Source organism: Arthrobacter pascens (assembly GCF_030816475.1).
In the GTDB taxonomy this organism is placed as follows: Bacteria; Actinomycetota; Actinomycetes; order Actinomycetales; family Micrococcaceae; genus Arthrobacter; species Arthrobacter pascens_B.
On the sequence record NZ_JAUSXF010000001.1, the window covers coordinates 3,362,238 to 3,383,189 of the forward strand.

The 20,952-nt window shown below is 66.1% G+C and carries 20 protein-coding genes; 14 read left to right on the plus strand and 6 right to left on the minus strand.

Features of this window, described 5'->3' with window-relative positions; genetic code table 11:
• Positions 1-25: 25 nt before the first annotated feature.
• The 4 genes from QFZ40_RS15370 to QFZ40_RS15385 all read right to left on the minus strand — a co-directional run bounded on the left by QFZ40_RS15370 (position 26) and on the right by QFZ40_RS15385 (position 5,780).
• Complete coding sequence (locus tag QFZ40_RS15370) at positions 26-2,050, minus strand: 3-hydroxyacyl-CoA dehydrogenase NAD-binding domain-containing protein (RefSeq protein WP_306905461.1); 2,025 nt, start codon at positions 2,048-2,050, stop codon at positions 26-28.
• Positions 2,051-2,131: 81 nt separating this feature from the next.
• Positions 2,132-3,295, minus strand: coding sequence for an acyl-CoA dehydrogenase family protein (locus QFZ40_RS15375; RefSeq protein WP_306905462.1), 1,164 nt, complete (start codon positions 3,293-3,295; stop codon positions 2,132-2,134).
• Positions 3,292-4,536, minus strand: coding sequence for a CaiB/BaiF CoA transferase family protein (locus QFZ40_RS15380; protein WP_306905464.1), 1,245 nt, complete (start codon positions 4,534-4,536; stop codon positions 3,292-3,294). The genes QFZ40_RS15375 and QFZ40_RS15380 overlap by 4 nt, the downstream gene beginning before the upstream one ends.
• A 32-nt stretch (positions 4,537-4,568) precedes the next feature.
• A complete protein-coding gene (locus QFZ40_RS15385) occupies positions 4,569-5,780 on the minus strand; it encodes an MFS transporter (protein ID WP_306905466.1) in 1,212 nt (403 codons plus the stop codon).
• A 520-nt stretch (positions 5,781-6,300) separates the two neighbouring features.
• Between QFZ40_RS15385 and QFZ40_RS15390 the strand changes: the two genes are divergently transcribed.
• From QFZ40_RS15390 to QFZ40_RS15415, 6 genes are all read left to right on the plus strand, one after another.
• Positions 6,301-7,332, plus strand: coding sequence for a LacI family DNA-binding transcriptional regulator (locus tag QFZ40_RS15390; protein WP_306905467.1), 1,032 nt, complete (start codon positions 6,301-6,303; stop codon positions 7,330-7,332).
• 94 nt (positions 7,333-7,426) lie between these two features.
• Complete coding sequence (locus QFZ40_RS15395) at positions 7,427-8,428, plus strand: VOC family protein (protein WP_306905469.1); 1,002 nt, start codon at positions 7,427-7,429, stop codon at positions 8,426-8,428.
• Positions 8,429-8,472: 44 nt separating this feature from the next.
• The gene (locus QFZ40_RS15400; protein WP_306905470.1) at positions 8,473-9,015 is read left to right on the plus strand and encodes a carboxymuconolactone decarboxylase family protein; all 543 of its coding nucleotides are present in this window, start codon (positions 8,473-8,475) and stop codon (positions 9,013-9,015) included.
• Between the two features lie 60 nt (positions 9,016-9,075).
• Positions 9,076-10,185 carry an alcohol dehydrogenase catalytic domain-containing protein gene (locus QFZ40_RS15405; protein ID WP_306905472.1) on the plus strand — a complete coding sequence of 370 codons (1,110 nt, stop codon included), beginning with the start codon at positions 9,076-9,078 and terminating at the stop codon, positions 10,183-10,185.
• A 102-nt stretch (positions 10,186-10,287) separates the two neighbouring features.
• On the plus strand, positions 10,288-10,470 hold the full coding sequence (locus QFZ40_RS15410; RefSeq protein ID WP_306905474.1) for a hypothetical protein: 183 nt from the start codon (positions 10,288-10,290) through the stop codon (positions 10,468-10,470).
• A 33-nt stretch (positions 10,471-10,503) separates the two neighbouring features.
• The gene (locus QFZ40_RS15415; RefSeq protein ID WP_306905476.1) at positions 10,504-10,788 is read left to right on the plus strand and encodes a hypothetical protein; all 285 of its coding nucleotides are present in this window, start codon (positions 10,504-10,506) and stop codon (positions 10,786-10,788) included.
• Positions 10,789-10,826: 38 nt separating this feature from the next.
• On the opposite strand, the gene QFZ40_RS15420 is transcribed toward QFZ40_RS15415, so the two are convergent.
• Entirely contained in the window at positions 10,827-11,357 is a 531-nt protein-coding gene (locus tag QFZ40_RS15420; protein WP_306905477.1) for a cupin domain-containing protein, read from the minus strand.
• Between the two features lie 175 nt (positions 11,358-11,532).
• On the opposite strand from QFZ40_RS15420, the gene QFZ40_RS15425 reads away from it, so the two are divergent.
• From QFZ40_RS15425 to QFZ40_RS15460, 8 genes are all read left to right on the plus strand, one after another.
• Positions 11,533-12,558 carry a fumarylacetoacetate hydrolase family protein gene (locus QFZ40_RS15425; protein ID WP_306905480.1) on the plus strand — a complete coding sequence of 342 codons (1,026 nt, stop codon included), beginning with the start codon at positions 11,533-11,535 and terminating at the stop codon, positions 12,556-12,558.
• A gap of 53 nt (positions 12,559-12,611) precedes the next feature.
• Positions 12,612-13,601, plus strand: coding sequence for a C-terminal binding protein (locus QFZ40_RS15430; protein WP_306905482.1), 990 nt, complete (start codon positions 12,612-12,614; stop codon positions 13,599-13,601).
• The gene (eno, locus tag QFZ40_RS15435; protein ID WP_306905484.1) at positions 13,598-14,902 is read left to right on the plus strand and encodes a phosphopyruvate hydratase; all 1,305 of its coding nucleotides are present in this window, start codon (positions 13,598-13,600) and stop codon (positions 14,900-14,902) included. The genes QFZ40_RS15430 and eno overlap by 4 nt, the downstream gene beginning before the upstream one ends.
• Positions 14,899-15,945, plus strand: coding sequence for a phosphotransferase (locus QFZ40_RS15440; protein ID WP_306905485.1), 1,047 nt, complete (start codon positions 14,899-14,901; stop codon positions 15,943-15,945). The genes eno and QFZ40_RS15440 overlap by 4 nt, the downstream gene beginning before the upstream one ends.
• A complete protein-coding gene (locus tag QFZ40_RS15445; protein WP_306905486.1) occupies positions 15,942-16,880 on the plus strand; it encodes a fumarylacetoacetate hydrolase family protein in 939 nt (312 codons plus the stop codon). Before QFZ40_RS15440 ends, QFZ40_RS15445 begins: the two co-directional genes overlap by 4 nt.
• Positions 16,881-16,950: 70 nt before the next feature.
• A complete protein-coding gene (locus tag QFZ40_RS15450) occupies positions 16,951-17,889 on the plus strand; it encodes a quinone oxidoreductase family protein (protein ID WP_306905488.1) in 939 nt (312 codons plus the stop codon).
• Positions 17,890-17,955: 66 nt separating this feature from the next.
• On the plus strand, positions 17,956-18,180 hold the full coding sequence (locus QFZ40_RS15455; protein WP_306905491.1) for a hypothetical protein: 225 nt from the start codon (positions 17,956-17,958) through the stop codon (positions 18,178-18,180).
• Between the two features lie 65 nt (positions 18,181-18,245).
• Positions 18,246-19,823, plus strand: a complete 1,578-nt coding sequence (locus QFZ40_RS15460) for an arylsulfotransferase family protein (RefSeq protein ID WP_306905493.1) — start codon at positions 18,246-18,248, stop codon at positions 19,821-19,823.
• A gap of 725 nt (positions 19,824-20,548) precedes the next feature.
• Here QFZ40_RS15460 and QFZ40_RS15465 read toward each other — a convergent pair.
• Positions 20,549-20,872, minus strand: coding sequence for a hypothetical protein (locus QFZ40_RS15465; RefSeq protein WP_306905495.1), 324 nt, complete (start codon positions 20,870-20,872; stop codon positions 20,549-20,551).
• Positions 20,873-20,952: the final 80 nt, after the last annotated feature.

Sequence of the window (20,952 nt, forward strand, 5' to 3'; positions counted from 1 at the left end):
GAAACGGCGAGGATGCGGAGCCGGGCTAGCCGGCGGCGGGAATGGGAACGCGCAGTTTCGGATGGAAGGCACTGCCTGTTTCCCGGTCCAGCAGGGGCGTCAGGCCGCCGGTGTGGAAGGGAAAATTGGCTCCGAGGATCATGCACAAGTCAATCTGCTCAGGTCCTGCCACCACCGATTCGTCCAGCATGGCCGTGACTTCCTCCGCCAGCGCGCCCAGGAGTGAGGCGCGGACTTTGTCCGGGTTTGCCGCCTTCGACGCCGGCAGCAAGGCAGCAGTGGCCGGCGAGATGCCGCCGTGGTGGTCCAGGTAGCCCGGCAGACCTCCAGCCACAAGCGAGGTCAGGCTGCGGCTCACCCCGAAGCGCTGAGGGTACGCCTGATGCATGGTCTCGCAGATGTGCAGCTGCACCGCCGGGCCGATGAACTGCAGCAGTTCCAGCGGTGTCATGGGCAGGCCAAAAGGATCCAGGGCGTGATCGACGACGCCGGGATCGCTGCCTTCATCGATCAGGGCCAGGACCTCGTCGAACAGCCGGGTCAGCACGCGGTTCACCACAAAGCCCGCCGTGTCAGTGGTGAGTACCGCCGTCTTTCGCAGCCTACGGGCGAGTTCAAACGCCGTGGCAAGAGTCGTCTCGTCTGTCTGCGGTGCGGTGATGATTTCCACGAGCGGCAGCACTCCCACCGGGTTGAAGAAGTGGAAGCCGATCAGCCGCTCCGGGCGGGCTAGGGTGGCGCCTATGGCCTGGATGGACAGCGAGGAGGTATTGGTCAGCAGCAGGGTATCCGGGCGCACGTGCGGTTCCAGTTGCTCAAACACCGCGCGTTTGACCGCCAGCTCCTCAAAAACTGCCTCGATGACCACATCGCAGTGAGCGAATGCCGCCTTGTCCGTGCCGCCGGTAATCAGGGCGCGAATGGCCTCAGCGTCGGCGGCCTTCAGGCGCCCTCGGTTCACGAGTTTGTCCAGCTGCCCGGCGATCCAGCTCATTGCCGCGTCGATGCGGTCCTGGGACAGGTCCGTGATCCGTACCGGCACGCGGAGCTGCTGCGCGAAGACGAGGGCCAGCTGGCTGGCCATCAGTCCGGCACCAACGACGCCCACTGAGCGCACCGGCAGTGGCTCCTCGTCCGGCCTGCCCGCGGGCTTCTTCGCCAGGGATTGTGTGAGCTGGAAGGCGTAAATGCTGGCACGTGCCTCATCGGAGAGCAGCAGCTCACCAAACGCGCAGATCTCGGCTGCCTCGTTGCCGGCGCTGCCAGCTGCGGCTGCCGCCTCGGCGATCAGCTGCAGGGCGCGGTACGGTGCGGGGGCGGCGCCATGCAGCCGGGCATCCAGCTGTGTCCGCACAGCGTCCAGGTCTGCCGGTGTGTCAGCGAAGCCAGCCCGGGGCGCCGCCGTCGACCTGCCGGAAAGGATGCCGGCGGCGAAATCCAGCGATGCCGCCAGGAAGCCCTCGTCCGTCAGTACGGCATCGACCAGGCCAAGGTCAGCAGCGCTGCGGGCCGAAAGGTTCTTTCCCGCGAGCGAATCCGTGACCACCAGCCGGGCGGTCGCGGCAGCGCCGAGCAGTGCAAAAGTGCGCGGGATGCCGCCCCAGCCAGGCACCAGGCCAAGGCGGACCTCCGGAAATCCCAGGGCCCGGACAGAATCGGCGGCGGTGCGGTGGTCCGCGTGCAAAGCCAGTTCCAGCCCGCCGCCAAGCGCGGTCCCGTTAATGAACGCGAAGGTGGGCACCGGAAGCGCCGCAAACTGGCCCAGCGCCTCCAGGCCCTGCCGTGCCACGGCCTCAGCCTGCTGCGGCGTGGCCGCCTGCGTCATCGACTTCAGGTCCGCACCTGCGCAAAAGACCGGGCCCTGGCCGGTCACGGCCACCGCATCCACTCCCGCCAGATCCAGATCGCTCACCGCGGCCGCGTACCCGGCCAGCGATGCCGGACCCAGGGTCACCGGGCGATGGCCGGAGTTTTCCAGGGTGAGGAGGGCAAAGCGGAAACCGTCGTGGTCCACAAAGGTAGTCCGGGTTTCGGTAACGGTTTCTGACACAGGTGTTCCTTCAGGTAGACATACAGGACAGCAGAACCTGACACCAGATAGCTCAGGGTCAGGGCTGAGGGCTAGCGAGGGCTACGAGAAGCTCGGGATGCCTGTGATCGCGCGGCCCATGATCAGCGCATGGATTTCGTCGGTCCCCTCGTAGGTGCGCACGCTCTCGAGGTTGTTGGCGTGCCGCAGCGGCGAGTACTCAAGCGTGATGCCGTTTCCGCCGAGGATGGTCCGGGCCGATCGGCAGATCTCGATTGCCTGGCGGACGTTATTGAGCTTGCCGAAGGAGATCTGTTCGGGCCGCAGGCGGCCGACATCCTTGAGCCGCCCGGTCTGGAGGGCCACCAGTGTGCCCTTCTGGATCTCCAGGACCATGTCCACGAGTTTCTGCTGGGTGAGCTGGAACGAGGCGATCGGTTTGCCGAACTGGGTGCGGTCGCTGGCGTAGGCCAGGGCTGCGTGATAGGCGTCACGGGCGGCGCCCATGGCACCCCACAAAATGCCGTACCTTGCCTCGTTGAGGCAGGAAAAAGGACCGCGGAGGCCGACGACGCCGGGTAGCACGGCGCTGTCCGGCAGCCGGACGTCGTCGAGGGTGATGTCGCACTGGATGGAGGCGCGCATCGACAGTTTTTCGGAGATTGGGGTCGCCAGGAAGCCCTCGGTGTCGGTAGGTACGACGAAGCCGCGGATGCCTTCGTCAGTGCCCGCCCAGATGATCGCGACGTCGGCGATGGAGGCAAGGCCGATCCACCGTTTGGCTCCGTTCAGCACCCAGCCTGAGCCGTTTCGCTCGGCACGGGTGAGCATGTTGGCAGGGTCGCTGCCCGCCGTGGGCTCGGTGAGGCCGAAGCAGCCGATCAGTTCGCCCGCGGCCATGCCAGGCAACCACTGCTGCTTCTGCTCTTCCGAACCGAATTTGGAGATGGCGCTCATGGCGAGCGATCCCTGCACGGACACAAACGTGCGGATGCCGGAGTCCCCGGCCTCCAGCTCCATGGCTGCAATCCCGTACTCGACGGCGGTCCGTCCGCCACAGCCGTACCCCTTCAGGTGCATGCCCAGCAGGCCGAGGCTGCCCATCTCCTTGACCAGGTCCTGGGGGAAGACTGCCTCCTCGTACCAGGAGTTGATGTTGGGCCGGATCCGGTCATCGACGAACTGGCGGACCTGGCTGCGCAGGTCAATCTCCTGCTCGGTGAGCAGGAAGTCGATGTCGAGGTAATCGGTGGCGAGGTCGGTCACTGGTGTGCTCCCATTGGCTGGTTGATACTGCTACTGCTGTGGTCTTGGTAAGGGGGTTCGGTGGTGGTTGGACTGCGAAGCCATTCGCGCACCTCGTCGGCATGCTGTCCGAGCCGTGGTGGCCGCCGGACGTAGGTGACAGGCGTGTCTGACAGCGTTATGGGGTTGGCGGCCAGGTCCACACTGTCCTGGCCTTCGCCCACGGTGACGCGGGCGTCCAGCCCCAGTTCTCCGGCCATGGCGAAGGCACCCGCGATGTCGTTGACCGGCCCGCAGGGGATTCCGCGTGCCGACAGGGCCCGGTACCAGTGATCGGCGGTCTGCTCGATGGTCAGCGACGTGATGGCCTGATCGAGTTCCTCGACGTGGGCGACGCGGGCCCTGTTGGTCGCGAAGCGCGGATCGGTCGCTGCCTCGGGGATTCCGAGTGCCGCACACAGCTGCTGGAACTGCCGGTCGGTGCCGACGGCGATGACAACCGGCCTGTCGGCAGCCGGGAACAGCTGGTAGGGCGCGATTGAAGGGTGGCGGTTCCCGAAGATGCCCGGGACGGCGCCTGCCGCGGTGTAGCCGACACTCTGGTTGACCATGCTCGACAGCAGGGTACTGAGCAGGTTGACTTCGACGAGCTGGCCCCGGCCGCTGCTCTCCCGTGCCCGAAGCGCAGCCAGCACGCCGATCGCGGCGTGCAGTCCGGTCAGCACGTCGACCAGGGCGACGCCGGCCTTGACCGGCGCGCCGGGGCCGGGGCCGGTCACACTCATCAGTCCCCCGACCGCCTGTACCAGCAGGTCGTAGCCGGGCAGCGCCGCGGCCGCCTCTTCCGAGCCGAAGCCGGTGATCGAGCAATACACGAGCCGCGGGTTGATCGCGGCGACCTGCTCGTAGGACAGGCCATGCCGTGCCATCGTGCCCGGACGGAAGTTCTCAATCAGCACGTCAGCGCGCCGGATCAGCTCGACCAGGTCGCCGTTGTCGTCGGCCACGGACATATCGGCTGTGAAGGATCGCTTGTTGCGGTTCACCGACAGGAAGTATGTCGCCTCATGGTCATCCGTGAACGGCGGCCCCCATTGACGGGTGTCGTCACCGGTACCGGGACGCTCGATCTTGATCACGTCGGCGCCAAGGTCACCGAACAGCATCGTCGCGTAGGGCGCGGCCAGCACCCGGCTGAAATCGGCAACAACGATTCCGGCCAGCGCGCCGACAGGCTGGTTTTGCGAACCTATGTCATTCATTTGGCTTTCCTTCCGAGGTGATCACGAGGTGATCAGTGAGCGGCCGCGGGGACGGCGTTGTTGAACAGGGCAGGCCGCACGATCAGCATGATCGCGGCAGCCAGCAGCGGCAGCAGCGTGACCTGCAGCAGGCCGGCTCCCTGCCAGCCCAGCGCGGGCACCAGCGCCGCAAACAGCAGCCCGGAGAAGGCGGCCGATCCGTAATAACACGTGACGAACAGGCCGGCGGCACGCCCGACCTGGTACGGACGGACCGCGCGCTGGATAGCGCTGTTGGTGTTGGGGAAGAAGACGCCGGTACCGAACACACCCATCAGGCAAGCGAACACACACTGCCAGGCGAAGGATGCCTGTACTACGTAGATCAGCACGCCGACCACCGCCATGACGACCAGGGAAACGATCAGCAGGGTCCGCTGGTTGATGCGGTCGCCGATCCAGCCGCCGAACAGACCGGCCACGCCGCCGATGCCCACGAAGCTGAGAGCCAGCGCGGCCTCCCCGGTGGACACGTGAAGCTGAGTGGTCAGGAACGTCGGGTACAGGCCCAGGAACCCGTAGAGGGCGAGGGCACCGCAGCCGGAAGCGGCAGCGATGGCCAGGGAGTTGCGGTTGTAGGCCTTGGCCGGCATGTAATCGTAGGAGCCTTCGACGCCGGTCATGCTGATGGCGCGCTCGGTGAACTTGGGGCTGACGACGAACATGGCCACGACGGCGATCACCAGGCCGAGCAGCCCGAAGATGGTGAACGGAGCCCGCCAGGATCCGAAGTTGGCGGAGAACATGACACCCAAAGGCGGGCCGAAGGTAGCACCCAGACCGAAAGCGAAGCCCAGGACACCGAGGGCAAGGCCGCGGCGGTTGTGGAAGAAGGCGCCCACAGCGGCGAACAGTGCCGCGGCCTGCATCCCTTCACCCAGCCCCGAGATGATCCGGTACAGGGCCATATCGCCCCAGGAGGAGGCCAGCGGCGTTGCCAGCGTGCCCAGGGAGTAGATCACGATGCTGAATATCAGGACCGTCTTGCGCGAAAAGCGCTCGACCAGGAAGCCCGCAGGGATGCCTGCAATGGCCATCCCCAAAGTGAAGATTGTGGCCAGCAGTCCGCCCGCCTGCAGGTTGAACCCGTATTCCTTGCTGATGGTGCCCAGCAAGGGCGGGAAGACCTGCCTGTCCATCGCGTTAAGCATGAAGGTCAGGGCCAGCACGGCGAGCGAAACACCGGCAACGACCTTGGAGGGCATGCCCTCAGGGTTGTTCTTTACCCGGGATGGCGCCGGACTGGCAGGGATTGCGTCCATGGAAATCGCATCCATGGGCTCGGGGTACGTGGGTACGGCGTGGCCAACGGTGGAACCGGCTGCACCGGGGGCCGGGCTGGTGCCGGAAGGTGTGGGGTGGGACATCATTGTCTCCTAGTCGGGAGGGGCTTGCTTCGTATGGGGAATGAAGCCTGCATTGAACTGATGCGAAGTGCGGCAGGGCGGGCCTGTCCGGTCCCATCTGAAGGGGGCCGGCTGAGGATCTGCTCCGGGTTTATCTGGGCTGAAGTGGAGCTCACGGGTCCTGTCATCACGAGGTCTAGAACAATGCTAACGATAGCACCACACTGGAGCGAGTCAAGAGTGGAATCTATTTGATCGATGATCGTCCCCAGCTCTTGACCTGCAGAACGCTCGTGCTATCGTTAGCACATAGGTGGCGCGAAAAGCCGCCATTCCCAGCATATGATGATCCACTAACAGCATTGCGTCAGGAGGAACGATGGTCACGACGAAGGATATCGCTGCACATCTGCAGCTGTCAGTGTCGACCGTCGGCCGTGCCCTGGCCAATGACACCCGCATCAGTGAAGAGACGAAGGCCCGCGTCCGCCAGGCGGCCTCGGAACTGGGCTACGTGGGCAACCACGCTGCCAGGATGATGCGGGGAGCCCCGAGCAACGTGGTGGGACTCGTCATTCCCGACATCCGCAACAGCTTCTACTACACCATCGCCCACGAATTGTCGGCGATCATGGCCGGTGAGGACTACCAGCTGATGCTGGCCGAGACATTCGATGATCGCCTCATCGAGCGCCGCCACCTTCGCGAACTGTCCGCCAGCCGCGCAGCCGGCGTAGTGATCGCTCCGACCCCAAACCCGCACAATGACTCCGTCGGCATGCTGCGCGGTATGCCACACGTCCAGTTGCTGCGAAGGCACGCGTCACTAGGTGCTCAGTGGTTCGGCCTGGATGACCAGCGGGCGCTCCAGGACGCCACCACCCACTTGCTGGATCTGGGCCACACGCGGATCGCGTACATCGGCGCGCCCGCCGACCTGCCCACAGGCCGGGAACGGCTGGAGGGCTACCACCAGGCGCTTCGCGACCGGAGCGTCCCAATACGTTCCAACCTTGTCGAACTAGGCCCCCCGGCGTCGCCCGAGCACGCCCGGGAAGCTGTGCGCCGGCTCCTGAACCGGCCAAGCCCGCCCACCGCCGTCGTGCTTGGATCTGTACTGCACACCGTAGGCGTGCTGGACGGCTTGCTGGAGATGGACGTCGACGTCCCCTCGGAGCTGTCCGTGGTCGGCTTCGGCGATCAGAGCGGGTTCTCCTGGTGGGGCCCCGGCCTCACCACGATCAGTCTTCCCATCGGCGACGTCGCCACGTCCTGCGGGCTGTGGTTTATCCGCAGGCTCAACAATCCGCCGGCCGGAAACGACCCCTACGAGTCGGCATCCGTGGGCTGGCTCGTGCCGCGTGGCAGCACTGCCGCACCACCCGCGGTGACGCGCGAGCGCTCCGCCTAAAGACCGCAACACCCAACAAAAGAGGCGCGCGTGCGTGCCTTCCAAATCGTAGGTGCTAACGATAGCACCGACTTGACCCATTGGAGAGGACAGCATGCTGCCACCGGTCGACTTGCGCCCCCCGTTCAACATCACCCGAACCAGCCACCTGCGCCTGAATGTGGCCGACCTGGCCGCCAGCCGTGATTTCTACACCACGGTCCTCGGCCTGGTGGTGACCGAGGAGGATGACTCCACGATTTACCTGCGTGGCCTCGCTGAGGCCTGTCACCACAGCCTTGTGCTGGAGAAGAGCACCGACGGCGGCACGGCCCGCCGTATCGGATTCCGCGTCTTCTTCGAGGAGGACCTGGACGAGGCCTACCGCTACTTCCGTGACCGGGACCTCCCTGCCGAGTGGGTGGACATGCCGCATCAGGGGCGCACGTTGCATGTCTCAGACCCTGTCGGGACGCCGCTGGAGCTGTGCGCAACCATGGAAACCCGGCCCCGGCTGCACATCAACTTTGAGCAGTACAAAGGCGCCCACGCCCAGCGCCTGGACCACTTCCAGCTGCTCACGCCCGACGTTTACGAACTGTGCGCGTTCTACAGCAAACTTGGTTTCCGAAACTCGGAATACCTTGAGTACGGCGATGAACTCGTAGGCGCCTTCATGTACCGCAAGGGCACCTGCCTTGACCTGGCGATGGTGCCCGGCGACGGTCCAAGCCTGCACCACTTCGCTTACACCGTCTCCGAGAGCCATGACATCTTCACCGCCTGCGACTTCGCCGGCATCCTGGGCTACGGCGACCAGGTGGAACGCGGCCCGGGCCGGCACGGACCGGGCGGAATGCTCTTCGCGTACCTCCGCGACCCGGACGGCCATCGCGTTGAGGTCTTCAACAGCCATTACCAGACCATCGATCTTGAGAACGAGCCGGTGCGGTGGGATGCCGCATCGGTGAGCACCAACGCACGCTGGGGCCTGCCCGCCCTGGAGCAGTGGTACTTCGAAGCCTCGCCCTTCGTCGGCGCACCGCTGAAGTCCCCGGCCGTCCGTCCTGCCCCCATGACACTGGAGAAGTTCCTCGGCAGCCCGCAGCCCCTCTGATCACCAGCCCCTCTAACACCAAAAACCGACTGGAGCACCACATCATGTCCCGAGTTCCGTCCCTCTCCCGCGACGACGCCGCCTCGGTCCACCAGCAGCCGCTGTGGGACCGCATCGAGGCCGAGCGCAAAATGCCCACCGCCAATATCTTCCGCTCACTGGCGAATGCCCCGGTCCTGCTCGACGCGTTCCTGTCCTACGCCAACGCCATGCGTGACAGCTCCCTGCTGAGCCCCAAGCTGCGGGAGCTGGCCATCCTGTCCGTGGGCCATGCCACCGGCTCTGAATACGAGATCGCCCACCACCAGTCCCACGGCCGCAAAGCCGGACTTACTGACGAGCAGCTTGCAGCAGTGGCCGAGGGCGACAGCACGGAGCTTTTCAACGACACCGAACGCGCCGTGATAGCCCTGGCACGCGAATCCACCCTCAACGTGAACGTGTCCGATGCCAGCTGGGCAGCCGCTGCCAAGCACCTCGACGACCAGCAGATGGTGGAGCTCACGCTGACCATCGCCTGGTACAACTCAGGCGTACGGGTCATGGGTCTGCTCGGCATCGAACTCGAGGACAGCTACCGCAAGTAGCTGCCCGCCCACCCACTCCCCCAAGAATCACCACCCTTTCGTTCCTAGAAGGAGCCGTCAATGGCGACGATGCGCGCAGCCCGACTGCATCAGATCGGCGAACCAATGTCGATCGACACCATCGAAGTACCCAAGCCCCGACCCACCGACGTACTGGTCAGGGTCAAGGCCGTCGGCATCGTGCCGAACATGGCCAACGTGATCAACAACTGGCCAACCTGGTTCCCGCACCAGCCCATCCCGAATTTCCCGGCGATCTTCGGCCTCGATCCCATCGGCGTGGTGGAGGAGGTCGGAGAATCCGTCATCAACGTCAAGCCGGGCGACCGGGTTTACGTGAGCCCGCTCCGCTCCTGCGGCAGCTGCTACGCCTGCTCCGGCGGCACCCCCAGTCGCTGCCGGTATTACACCCTCAACGGATACTTCAGCACCTCGCGCGACGGCCAGCGGATCTTTGACCTCTACCCCTATGGCGGGTTCAGCGAGTTCATGACCGCGCCGCAGCAGGCCCTGGTCAAGATCCCGGACAACCTTCCTTTCGAGCTCGCCGCCCGTTTCGGCTATATCGGCACGGCCTACGGAGCGCTCCGGCTTGCCGACGCCGGGCCTGGCACTGTGGGCCTGATCGACGGCATCACCGGTACCCTGGGCGTGGCCGCGACTGTGCTCTGCCTCAGTATGGGGGTAGCCAAGATCCTCGGCACCGGACGCAACCAGGAGCTCCTGGACCGGGTGAAGGCCCTTTCACCCGGTCGGATCGAGGTCATGAACCTTGGTGAGCAGTCCTCCGGCGAGTGGGCCAAGGCCCGGACCCGTGGCGACGGAGCCCACTTCGTGATCAGCGCGCTCGGGGCCAGGGCTGACGCGGCCACCATGGTCGATTCCATGCACGGCGTCCGCCGGGGTGGCCGGGTGGTCAACGTCGGTGGGGTCTCCGAAGAAGTGCCTGTCGACATGAAGTGGCTGATGGACGAGCAGGTTCAGATCATCGGCTCAAACTGGTTCACTGCCGCCCAGGGGCAGGAGATGGCAGACATGATCGAGACAGGCACCCTGGACCTCACTTATCTGGAGACCGAGGCGTTCCCGCTGTCCGATGTCAACACGGCAATTTCCGGACGGCTGAAGGACCCGCGCGGCGGCTTCAGCAACTACGTGGTCATTCCCTGACCGCATGACCAGGCCGGTCGTCCGCTGCATGGAGGGCCGGCCTTCGTGGACGGTGCAAAGGTGGATCGGTTTCGCAGGTTCACTACTTGAAAGGACGAGCACATGATCACCAAAAGGATCCACCAAATGCTGGTCAGTTCCGACGCCTGGGGCAGCTCCTCGGGCGGGCACCGTGTAGAAAGGTTTCCCAGCGGCCGGATTACATCCTCCCCCTGGGAAGGATGGTGGCACGAGGAACTCCAGGCCGAGGGCCGTGAAGGACAAAGCGGCGGACCGGCTTCATAAGCGTCAGCGAGTGAACCCGAAACGGGGAAGTCAGTGAACTCCACAGCAACGGTAAGAATAGATGAGTGGGCCAGGCTCACAGGTGCAGACGTTGAAGTCTGGCAGCGAAACCGGATGATCCGGAGAGGCCGCGTCGAGATGGCCAACAGCGATTCAAGCATGGCCTGGATCATGGCAGATGGCATCGAAACAAGGACCCTTGTCGAAAAGTCGCAGGGTCATGTCATCCGAATATCCATCAGGAACACCGAGATGTTCAGCCAAGGTCAGGTAGAACATCCGGAGAAGATAGACGTTGTCCTTTACACGGGGGGTTAGCAGGCTTCAGCCTTTCCCCTACTACCTAGGACAGGCATTCAGGCGCTGGCGCCGGTGAGCACAAACGCCACCGTCGCCGGCGCCTGCGTTTTGTTCCGCCAGGCATGCCGCGCGGCGACCTGTACGACGGTATCGCCGGGTGTCAGGCGGACCTCCGCGCCGTCGTCCAGCTCGAGCCACACCTCCCCTTCGAGCACAACCCCGTAGTCCACGCTGGGTGTGCGGTGCATTCCGTCGGGCTCGAACACCTTGGCCAGATCCGGTGCGTAGGAAGCAACTTCCTGCCCGGCCGCGGCGGGATCGAAATCGGGACTCATGACCACGGAATCAGGGGCGTAGCTGACGATTACGAAGCTTGCACCGCCCGGGCCTGGGACCACAGGGCCGTGATTGTCGGTGGGCTCGGCGTCGGGTGGCGTGGTCGAAGGCACCCCAGGCGTGAACCAGATCCGGATCTGAGCCTGTCCCGGCATCGTTGCGAAATCGTGGCTGTGGGGTACCGCCCCGTCGGAGACAAAGACGGACTTCCCAGTGCCATCCGTACCTGTAACCACTCTGCGTACCGTCACTTAAATTCCTATCCTCGGCTAGAGTGCCATCGATAGCACTATGCTCAATTATTCCATCCCTGTCAACGCCGCGCTCTCAGGGCGGCATACTGCTCGACAATGGCGCCCCCACGGTGTCACTTGGCAAAAGTCATTCAGGGGTGGCGCTTCGAACAGGCTGTGCTATCGTTAGCATATGTTCGAAGATGAGAACGGAAACGAGGCCATTGCTCCCGCGGGCGTAGTGCTGGCCCAGGCGGGCTTGCCCGGGAAGCCGGCCGAAGCCTGGCTGGTGCACCGCGACCGCGCCCTCCCGCTGCTTGACTGGGCGGAGGACTGGCCCTGCGCGAGGTTCGCGTCCGTCACCGACCTCATCCGGGAGTGGGGCTCGCACCATGCCGAGCTTCGGCGGTTGACCGAGCTGCCCCGGACCACGGAAACGATCGCCCGGAACGGGCTGCCCGTCGGTTCCCTGAGGCTGGAGGCTCCGGTGCAGCCCGGACAGCTGTTCTGCTCCATCGGCAACTACCGGCGGCAGGTCATCGAGGCCGCCGTCGATGCGGGTGAGCCGGCCGACGCCGAGAACCTGCGCGCCGCAGCCACGCAGGCGCTGAAGCAGCGGCGCACAGACGGCAGCCCGTACGTCTGCCTGACCAGCATCCACAGGATCGGCGCCCCTGGAAGCGAGCTGGTTCTGGATCCTGATGTTGTCACCTTGGACTGGGAGGTCGAGATCGGTGCCGTCATCGGAGCGTCCGGCTCACGGCTGACGCCGTCCGAGGCTCCCGCGGTCATCGCCGGCTACTGCGTGGTCAATGACCTGACGGTCCGTTCCCGGGTGGTCCGGCCCGACCTGCCCGGCCTCGGCAGCGACTGGCTGCAGTGCAAGGGCCTGCAGGGGTCGCTGCCGCTCGGACCATGGTTCGTCCCCGCCTGGCAGGTCCCCGACCCCGCCGGCCTCCGGCTGCGGCTGTCGCTTAATGACACGCTCATGCAAAACGACACCGCCGACGACATGGTGTTCAGCATTCCCGAACAGCTGTCGTACCTGTCCCGGCACACCCGTCTCCGCCCCGGCGACCTGCTCTGCACCGGCTCCCCCGCCGGTTTCGGCATCCACCATGGCCGCTTCCTGCGCGCCGGAGACACCGTCAGGGCTTCGGTGGCCGGCCTGGGCGAACAGACCACCCGGTTCGTCAACCCGACAATCCATCCCAGCTGATCCCACCCAGACCCGGCCGCCACAGGCCGGATCGTCAAGAAGGAGCACGACTCATGACCCCACAGCAAACAGTCCTGCTGACCGACCGGGCCTGGCCCGATGACAGTATCGAACGACGCATCATCGAAGATGCCGGCTTCACTCTCATCGCCGGCCCGGCCGACCCGGCGCCGGTCGAGACCATCGATGCCCTGGTGGCCGAACACCAGCCCGCCGCCATCCTCACGTGCTGGGCAACGGTGTCCGCCGCAGCGATCGCGTCCTCTCCCGAGCTACGGGTCGTTGCCCGGATGGGAGTGGGCCTGGACAACATCGCCGTTGCCGGCGCCACTGATCGCGGCGTGCAGGTCACGAACGTCCCCGACTACTGCGTCGCGGAAGTCTCCGATCACGCCGTCGGGCTTGCCCTGGCATGGACCCGCGGCCTGGTCCCCGCCGATCGTGAGGTCCACGCCGGCAGCTGGAACCCTGCCGGGGCCCGGCTTCGCCGCCTGTCCACCCTGACTTGCGGCGTCGTCGGATACGGCAGGATTGGCAGGGCGACGGCGGCCAAGCTGCGTGCGCTGGGAGCTCGCGTCGTGATCAGCGACCCGAACCCTCCAGCAGACACCGGCGGTATCGAAGTCATGCCCCTCGATGGCCTCCTCGCCGCCAGCGACATCGTCGTCCTGCATGCACCCCTGATCCCGCAGACCCATCACCTGATCAGCGAGCGGGAACTGGCATTGCTTCCCCAGGGTGCCTTCCTGATCAACGTCAGCCGCGGCGGACTGATTGATACCGCCGCGCTGCTCGCCGCCCTGCAGGCAGGCCATCTCGGCGGAGCGGGCCTGGACGTCCTGGAAGAGGAACCCGCGGTTCCCGAAGAACTGCTTACCCACTCCGGGGTGATCATCACCCCGCACATCGCCTTTGCCTCCGACGCGTCGGTCATCGACCTGCGCCGCAGCGCTGCCGAGGAAGTGGTCCGCGTCCTGCGTGGCGAGCCGGCTCACTACCCCTGCAACACCCCATCCCCCCTCTCCACAGGAGTGTCATCTTGAGCACGATCCGTACCGTCCACGGCCGGCAGATCTTCGACTCCCGCGGCCGCCCGACCGTCGAGGTCGACGTCGTCCTCGACAGCGGCGCGCTGGCCCGGGCCTCCGTGCCCTCCGGCGCCTCCACGGGCACCCATGAGGCCCACGAACTGCGCGACGGCGACCAGTCAGTTTTCGACGGCCTCGGCGTCACCGCTGCGGTGGACCATGTGAACGGCGAGATCGCTGCCGCTCTGCGCGGCAGGGACGTCTTCGACCAGCGCGCCATCGACGACCTGCTGCGGGACCTGGACGGGACCCCCACGCTGTCGCGGCTCGGCGCGAATGCCGTCCTCGGCACCTCGCTGGCTGTCTGCCGCGCCTCGGCCGTGGCCAACGGGCAGCCGCTGTTTCGACGGATCGCGCAGCTGGCCGGCGTTGACGAGCCTGTGCTGCCGATGCCGATGGTCAACATCCTTTCCGGCGGTCTCCACGCCGGCCGAGGCATGGACGTCCAGGACTTCCTGGCCGTGCCGGTCTCTGCCACCTCCGCGCTGGAGGCAATCCAGCTCACATCCCGAGTCCGCACGGCTGCCGCAACGCTCTGCGCGGCACGGGGGCTGCCGACCCTGCTGGCAGACGAAGGCGGGCTGAGCCCCGGCTGCCGTACCGGTGAGGAGGCCCTTGAGCTGATCACCCAGGCCATCGAGGCGGCAGGCCTGCAGCCCGGTGCCGACATCGCCATCGCCATCGACGTCGCCGCGACCTCCCTGTATGACCGAAACGCCGGGGACTACCATCTGCGCCGGCAGGAAAAGCATGCCAGCACTGCCGAGATGATCGACATGATGTCCTCCTGGGTCGACCGCTTCCCCATCGTGTCAATCGAGGACCCGCTGGACGAGGATGACTGGGCCGGCTGGCAGACGATGACCAGGCGCCTGGGCCAGCGGATCAGGTTGATCGGCGATGATCTCTTCACCACCAACAGCAAACGGCTGGCGGAGGGCATCGCCCGCGGCGTGGCCAACGGCGTGCTGGTCAAGGTCAACCAGAACGGCACCCTTACCGGCACCCTCGATGTCGTCGCCGAGGCACGCGCGGCCGGCTACGCCCCTGTGGTGTCGGCCCGGTCCGGGGAGACTGAGGACGATTTCCTGGCCGATCTGGCTGTCGGGACCGCTGCCGGGCAGATTAAGATCGGATCCGTGCGGAACTCCGAGCGACTGGCCAAGTACAACCAGCTGGTCCGCATCGCCGAAGACTCTGCCCTCACCTTCAGCCGGCTGCCCGCGCTGGCCCCGTCCGCGGACGCTGTTCTGTGACCGGCGACGGGCCCCGGGCCCGCGTGGAGGAGTTCCTGCGCCGCAACGGACTGATGCAGTCCGGGGAGGTGGCGCTGCTGACTCCCCTGACCGGCGGCGTGAGCTCGGACCTGTGGCAGGTGCAACTTCCCGGCCGCACCCTGTGCGTGAAGGGCGCGCTGGCCCGGCTCAAGGTGGAGCAGGAGTGGCTCGCACCCACCTCCCGCAACCGGGTGGAGTACGACTGGCTGCGGTTCGCCGGTACTGTCGCTCCGGAGCAGGTCCCGCAGGTGCTTGCCTACGACGAGCATGCCGGACTGTTCGCGATGCAGTTCCTTCCGCCCGGGGAATACCCCGTCTGGAAGGACCAGCTCCTTGCCGGGCGGGTGAACCCGGCAGCTGCTCACGCCGTCGGCGACCTGGTCGGCCGGCTGCACGCAGCGAGCGCCAAGGATCCCTCGGTCCCGGGCATATTCGCGACTGATGAAAACTTTGATGCCCTGCGAATCGAGCCCTACTTCCGGGTCACCGCCCGTGCAAACCCCGATCTGGCGGGCCCGATCGAGCGTCTCGCCGCCGTGACAGCCGGCACGCATCGGGCGCTGGTGCATGGCGACGTAAGCCCCAAGAACATCCTTTTCGGTCCGCACGGCCCGGTGCTTCTCGACGCCGAGTGCGGCTGGTTCGGGGACCCGGCCTTCGATATCGCATTCTGCCTGAACCATCTGCTGCTCAAGGCGGTCGCCCTGCCGGAGCACACTGCGCAGCTTCGCGACTCCGCGCGCCAGCTGGTGGACGGTTATGCCCGGCACATCGACTGGGAACCCGCGGCGGGCCTGCTGGCCCGCGTCGCGGCTCTGTTGCCGCTTCTCGCCCTGGCGCGGGTCGACGGTGCCTCCCCGGTGGAGTACCTGACGCCGTCGCAACGCGGCCAGGTGCGCAGCATCGCCCGGGCCCTGATGTCCGGGCCCGGCTCGACCATCGACTCAATCGTGGATGACTGGATGCTGGCGGCCGGCGCCGCCACCGCCGCGACGACCCACAACAAGGAGCAGACGCCGTGACGTTTTCCCTGTCCACCGTCCGGATCGACGGGTCAGCGACCCCCGTGCTCCGGCTCCCGGACGGCCGCCTGTACAGGATCGACGACCTGGCGCCGGAGATTCTGGCGGCCAATCCGGCAGCCGGGCTGATGTCCCTCTTCACCAACTGGGAGACTGCCGAACCACTGCTGCTCGCCGCCGTCGCGGCCCTCTCCACCACTCAAGCGGATCCGGTGCCCGAGCCGGCCGAACCGGAGGACTGGCTCACCCCGCTGCAGTACCCGAACAAGGTCATCTGCACCGGGGCCAACTACTTCGACCACGTCTTCAACGACGGCGGCCACACGGGTTTCTCAAAAGAGGACAACATCCCCGTCTTCTTCCTCAAGCCGCCCACCACCACGTTAGTGGGCCAGGGCCGGTCCGTCCGCTACCCCACCCAGACCGAGAAGTTCGACTATGAGCTTGAGCTGGCGTTCGTCATCGGCCGGGGCGGCCGGCACATCCCGGTGGAACAAGCCCGCGAGCATATCGCCGGCTACACCATCGCGTTGGATCTGTCGGCCCGCGACTGGCAGCGCCATCCGAAGCACCTGGTCAAGTTCGACCTGTTCGGCGGCAAGGTCTTCGACGACAGCTGTCCGCTCGGGCCCGGCATCATCCCGGCCCGATTCATCGACGACACAAACCTGCAGCTGCAGTTCTGGCTTAACGGCGAGCTGCGGCAGAATGCCAACACCTCCGACCTGATCTGGTCGGTCCCGGAGCTGGTCTCCCTGATCAGCGAGCACGTGACCCTGGAACCGGGTGACGTCGTGCTCACCGGAACGCCGGCCGGTGTCGGGCTTAGCACCGGGACGTGGATGCGGGCCGGCGACCACCTCAAGGGGCAGATCAGCGGCCTCGGATCGATCAGCGTGCAGATCAGGCCAGCCGACACCCGTCAGCCGGGCTAAGCCCTCCCCGGAACCCGCACCTTGCCATGTGCGGCCCCGGGACCCCCACCAGACACGAAGGAAGCACACCATGAAGGTAGCAGTTCTGACCCAGACCGGAACCACGCCCAGCTATGCGGATTTTCCCGACCCCCGGCCCCGTGGCGGCCACGTCGTCGTCGACGTCACCGCTGCGGGTGTCCATCATCTTGACCTGGCCAAGGCATCCGGCGCCTTCGGCGATCCCGACACTCTTCCGTACGTGATTGGCGCCGACGGCGTTGGCCGGACCACCGCCGGCCGCCGGGTCTTCTTCACCTCACCGGTGGCGCCACACGGCTCCTGGGCCGAGCGGACGCTGGTCGCGGAGCAGGACCTGCTCGACCTGGCCGACGACGTCGACGACGTCACCGCCGCTGCGCTGGGCAACACCGGGCTGGCCGCCTGGCTCGCCCTCACGTGGCGCGCCAACCTGCAGCCCGGCCAGAACGTCCTGGTCCTGGGCGCGACCGGGGCGCTCGGATCCGTCGCCGTACAGCTGGCCAAGGCCCTCGGGGCGGCCACCGTGGTGGCCGCTGACCGGGACCCGGACCGGCTGGCCCGCTCCAGCGAGCACGGCGCCGATGCCACCGTTACCATCACCCCGGACACCGATCTGGTGGGCGCCTTCCGCGACGCCGTCGGCGGACGCGGCTTCGACGTCATCATTGACCCGGTGTGGGGTGCACCCGCCCTGGCCGCCATGCACGTGGCTGCCCGCGGCGCCCGTCACATCCAGATCGGCCAGTCAGCGGGGGCCACCCTTGAATTGCCGGCCGCCATCATCCGGGCAGCACGACTGGAGCTCCTGGGGTTCGCCCACATCGACCCGCCGGTCCAGGTCCGCCGCGACGCGTACCTGAGACTGACCGAGCTCGCGGCCACCGGCGCCCTGACCGTCGACACGATGACTCTCCGACTCGCCGACTGCAAGCGGGCGTGGGAGCTGCAGCAGCAGGGCGCCCCGCGCAAGCTCGTCCTGACCCCCTAGGCCCGGCCTGGGGCAATGGACCGACACCCATCCATGAGGCAATTCAATGACAGTAGAAGGACCGCAATGATTGACCAGACCCACTACGCCGTCCAGGTCAGGATCGACCATCGGAGTGAACTCCAGAACGAACTCGACAGGGCCCTCGAGGAAGCGATCGGGGAGGCTCTCAAGAACCCCGGGCCCGGAGTGCTGGTGACCCGGCATGACCACCGGACGTTCACCGTCGAGCTCTCCAGCGACGTTCCGCACGGGACGATCTCCGAATTGGACCTCCACGCGTCCGTCTGAGCGCTCACAGCGACTTCGCGGGATCCGGCCAGTTGCCTCCGAGGCTGCGGATCAATCATTAGAGCATGAAAACGACGGACGAACACGAACATCACCCGCTGAACAAACAGGTGTCCTGGCTGCACGGCATGGTCACCCGGCGGTCCATGCTCGCCAGCACTGGTCTGGCCGGCATCGGGGCCCTGGGAGCCGGAACCTTCGCGGGCAGGACCCTGCTCCCTGAGCGGGTTGCGTCGACGACGGCGACGCCCCCTCCCGCCGCAACCCCGTCGGCAGGCCAGCCGACCGGAAGCGCCGCGCTTCCCGACAGGACCTTCGTAAGCAGCAAGCTCACCACGCCGCATGTGACGAGCTGGGGGGCCGGCCAAACGGCTCCGGGACTTGTTTTCGCCACACCGCAGGGGCACGGCTCGGCGGCCGTCATCCTCGATAGCGGCAGCAGGCCGGTCTGGATGGAGCCCAGCGGCGCCGGGGCAATGGACCTGCGGGTGCAGACATTCGAAGGCAAACAGGTGCTCACCTACTGGCAGGGGACCAGCGAGGGCGGCCACGGCGCCGGCAAGGGAGTCATCCTGGACTCTGCTTACCGGACCGTCGCGTCTGTCAGTGCGGGGAATGGTCTCAGCATCGACCTGCATGAGTTCAGGCTCACGGATGCGGGAACCGCGCTGATCCTCGCCTACCCCACAGCGCAGGCGGACCTCACCGCCGTCGGAGGTCCTGCCAAGGGATACCTGCTTGACTGCCACGTGCAGGAAGTCGATGTGCGGAGCGGCGCCGTCTTGCTTGACTGGAAAGCCTCCGAACACATCGGCCTGACCGAAACGTACGCCACTGCCGGCGGGAAGCTGTCCAAGGACGGGACCACCGAGGCCAATGCCTTCGATGCCTACCATCTGAACTCCGTGGACGACGACGGCGATGCCTTGCTTATCTCGTCCAGGCACACCCATACGCTCTACCAGATCGACCGCAAATCCGGGGATGTTCGCTGGCGGATCGGCGGCAAGAAGAGTGATTTCACCGTCGCGGATAACGCCGCCTTCGCCTGGCAGCACGACGCCCGCCGGAGGTCCGCCACGCTGATCAGCCTCTTTGACAACCACTTCGCCGAAGAGACGACCGGCACCTCCCGCGGGCTGTTGCTCAACATCGACGAGGCCGCGAAGACGGTTACCCTCAAGCAGGAGTTTGCCAATGCCGGGCACGGCGGCAACGCCGAAGGAAACATCCAGCTGCTGCCCAATGGCAACGTGATGGTCGGCTGGGGCGCCGACCCTTCGGCAACCGAATTCTCTGCGGACGGAACTGCGGTCTTCGAGGCCGCGGGACTCGGCAACGGCTGCTACCGGGTCTACCGGTTCCCGTGGACCGCGCAGCCGGACACGCCACCCAGCATGGCGATCAAAAACGGCGCCGGCCAGAGCATGCAGGTCTTTGCCAGCTGGAACGGGGCCACAGAGGTCAAGTCCTGGCGGGTACTCACCGGCCCGGACAGCAACTCCCTCAAGGCAGCCGGCACGGTGCCCAGGAGCGGATTCGAAACCATGGTGGCCGTCGCCAGCGCCAAATTTGCGGCCGTCCAGGCTCTGGCCGCTGACGGATCGGTGCTGGGCACCTCCGGCGTGACGCCTTCCTCTTAGGTATGCGATGTCAGTAGCTAGGGCACCCACAGACGCATATAAAAAGGCCCTTCCGGCCACTTGTAGAGAGATCCACATGACTGACAATCGCAAGTCCAGGGTGTCCCCTTTCCGCATCATGCTCTTGGCCGCCAGTGCTGCTCTGTTCGCCGCCCGCTTGGTCATCGGGATCCGCTCGAGGGGAACCGAGATGCTGTGGGACCTGCTCCTCGCGCTGGTGATTGTCGGCCTCCTCATGTTCTTCCTGCTGGCCATTCCAATCAGAAGGGCCAGGAAGACTGCGGAGGCCGTCCGTGCCGCACGGCCTGACGCGGTCGTCGTCGAAACATACTGGGCCGTCGAGCACACCGGCTTTTTCCTGAGGCCCGGACCGCTGCTGCGACATGCCAGAGGCCGCGGCGGGCGCGTCCTCGTGGTCGCAGACGGGCGGGGAATCGAACTGATCCGTCCTCGACGGGCCCTCTCTTTCGGGCTGATCCCTTGGAGCTTTGTGCAAGACGTCCGACTGGAGGAACTGAACGGCCCTCTTGCCTCCCGGCCGAAGCTGGTGTTCGAAATCCAAGGAAGGTCCACACCATTCCAGGACCGCTTTGAGCTTCTCCCCACGGGGACGGAGCAGCGGGCCCGCGCCGTCCAGTCCTTGAACGCGATCCTTGCCAGGCGTCCCGCAGCGTTTTCGTCGGAGCCTGAGATACCTCATGTGGAGCTTCGGCCCGCTTGGGCCGCTAACGGGCAGAACGCCGGTTGCGCGCCTGATGCACCAGTCCGACGAAGGCAAGGACTGATGCCGCCTCAATCAACACCATCAGGCCCAGCAACAGCCACTGGCTCTCGCCGATGAAGACGATGGCACCGATAAGGACAAGCGTGCTTACCAGTGCCAGGGCGTAGACCGCGAATCCGAAGGCCACCCGGGCACTGCGCACGCCCGTCCGGAAGCCGAAGCCCATCGGCTCTCCACCGGGATACCCTTCCACGCGGTCAGGGCCGGCCGGCTGGAGCCTGTCGAACTCCTCCCAAGGGTCCCGGTCCTGATCCTGGCTGGTCATAGTCCCATTATCCCGCGAATCCGACGTCCTTACTGTGGGATCACCGGTCCTTGAAGTGGCCGTTGCCCGAATGACCGGGC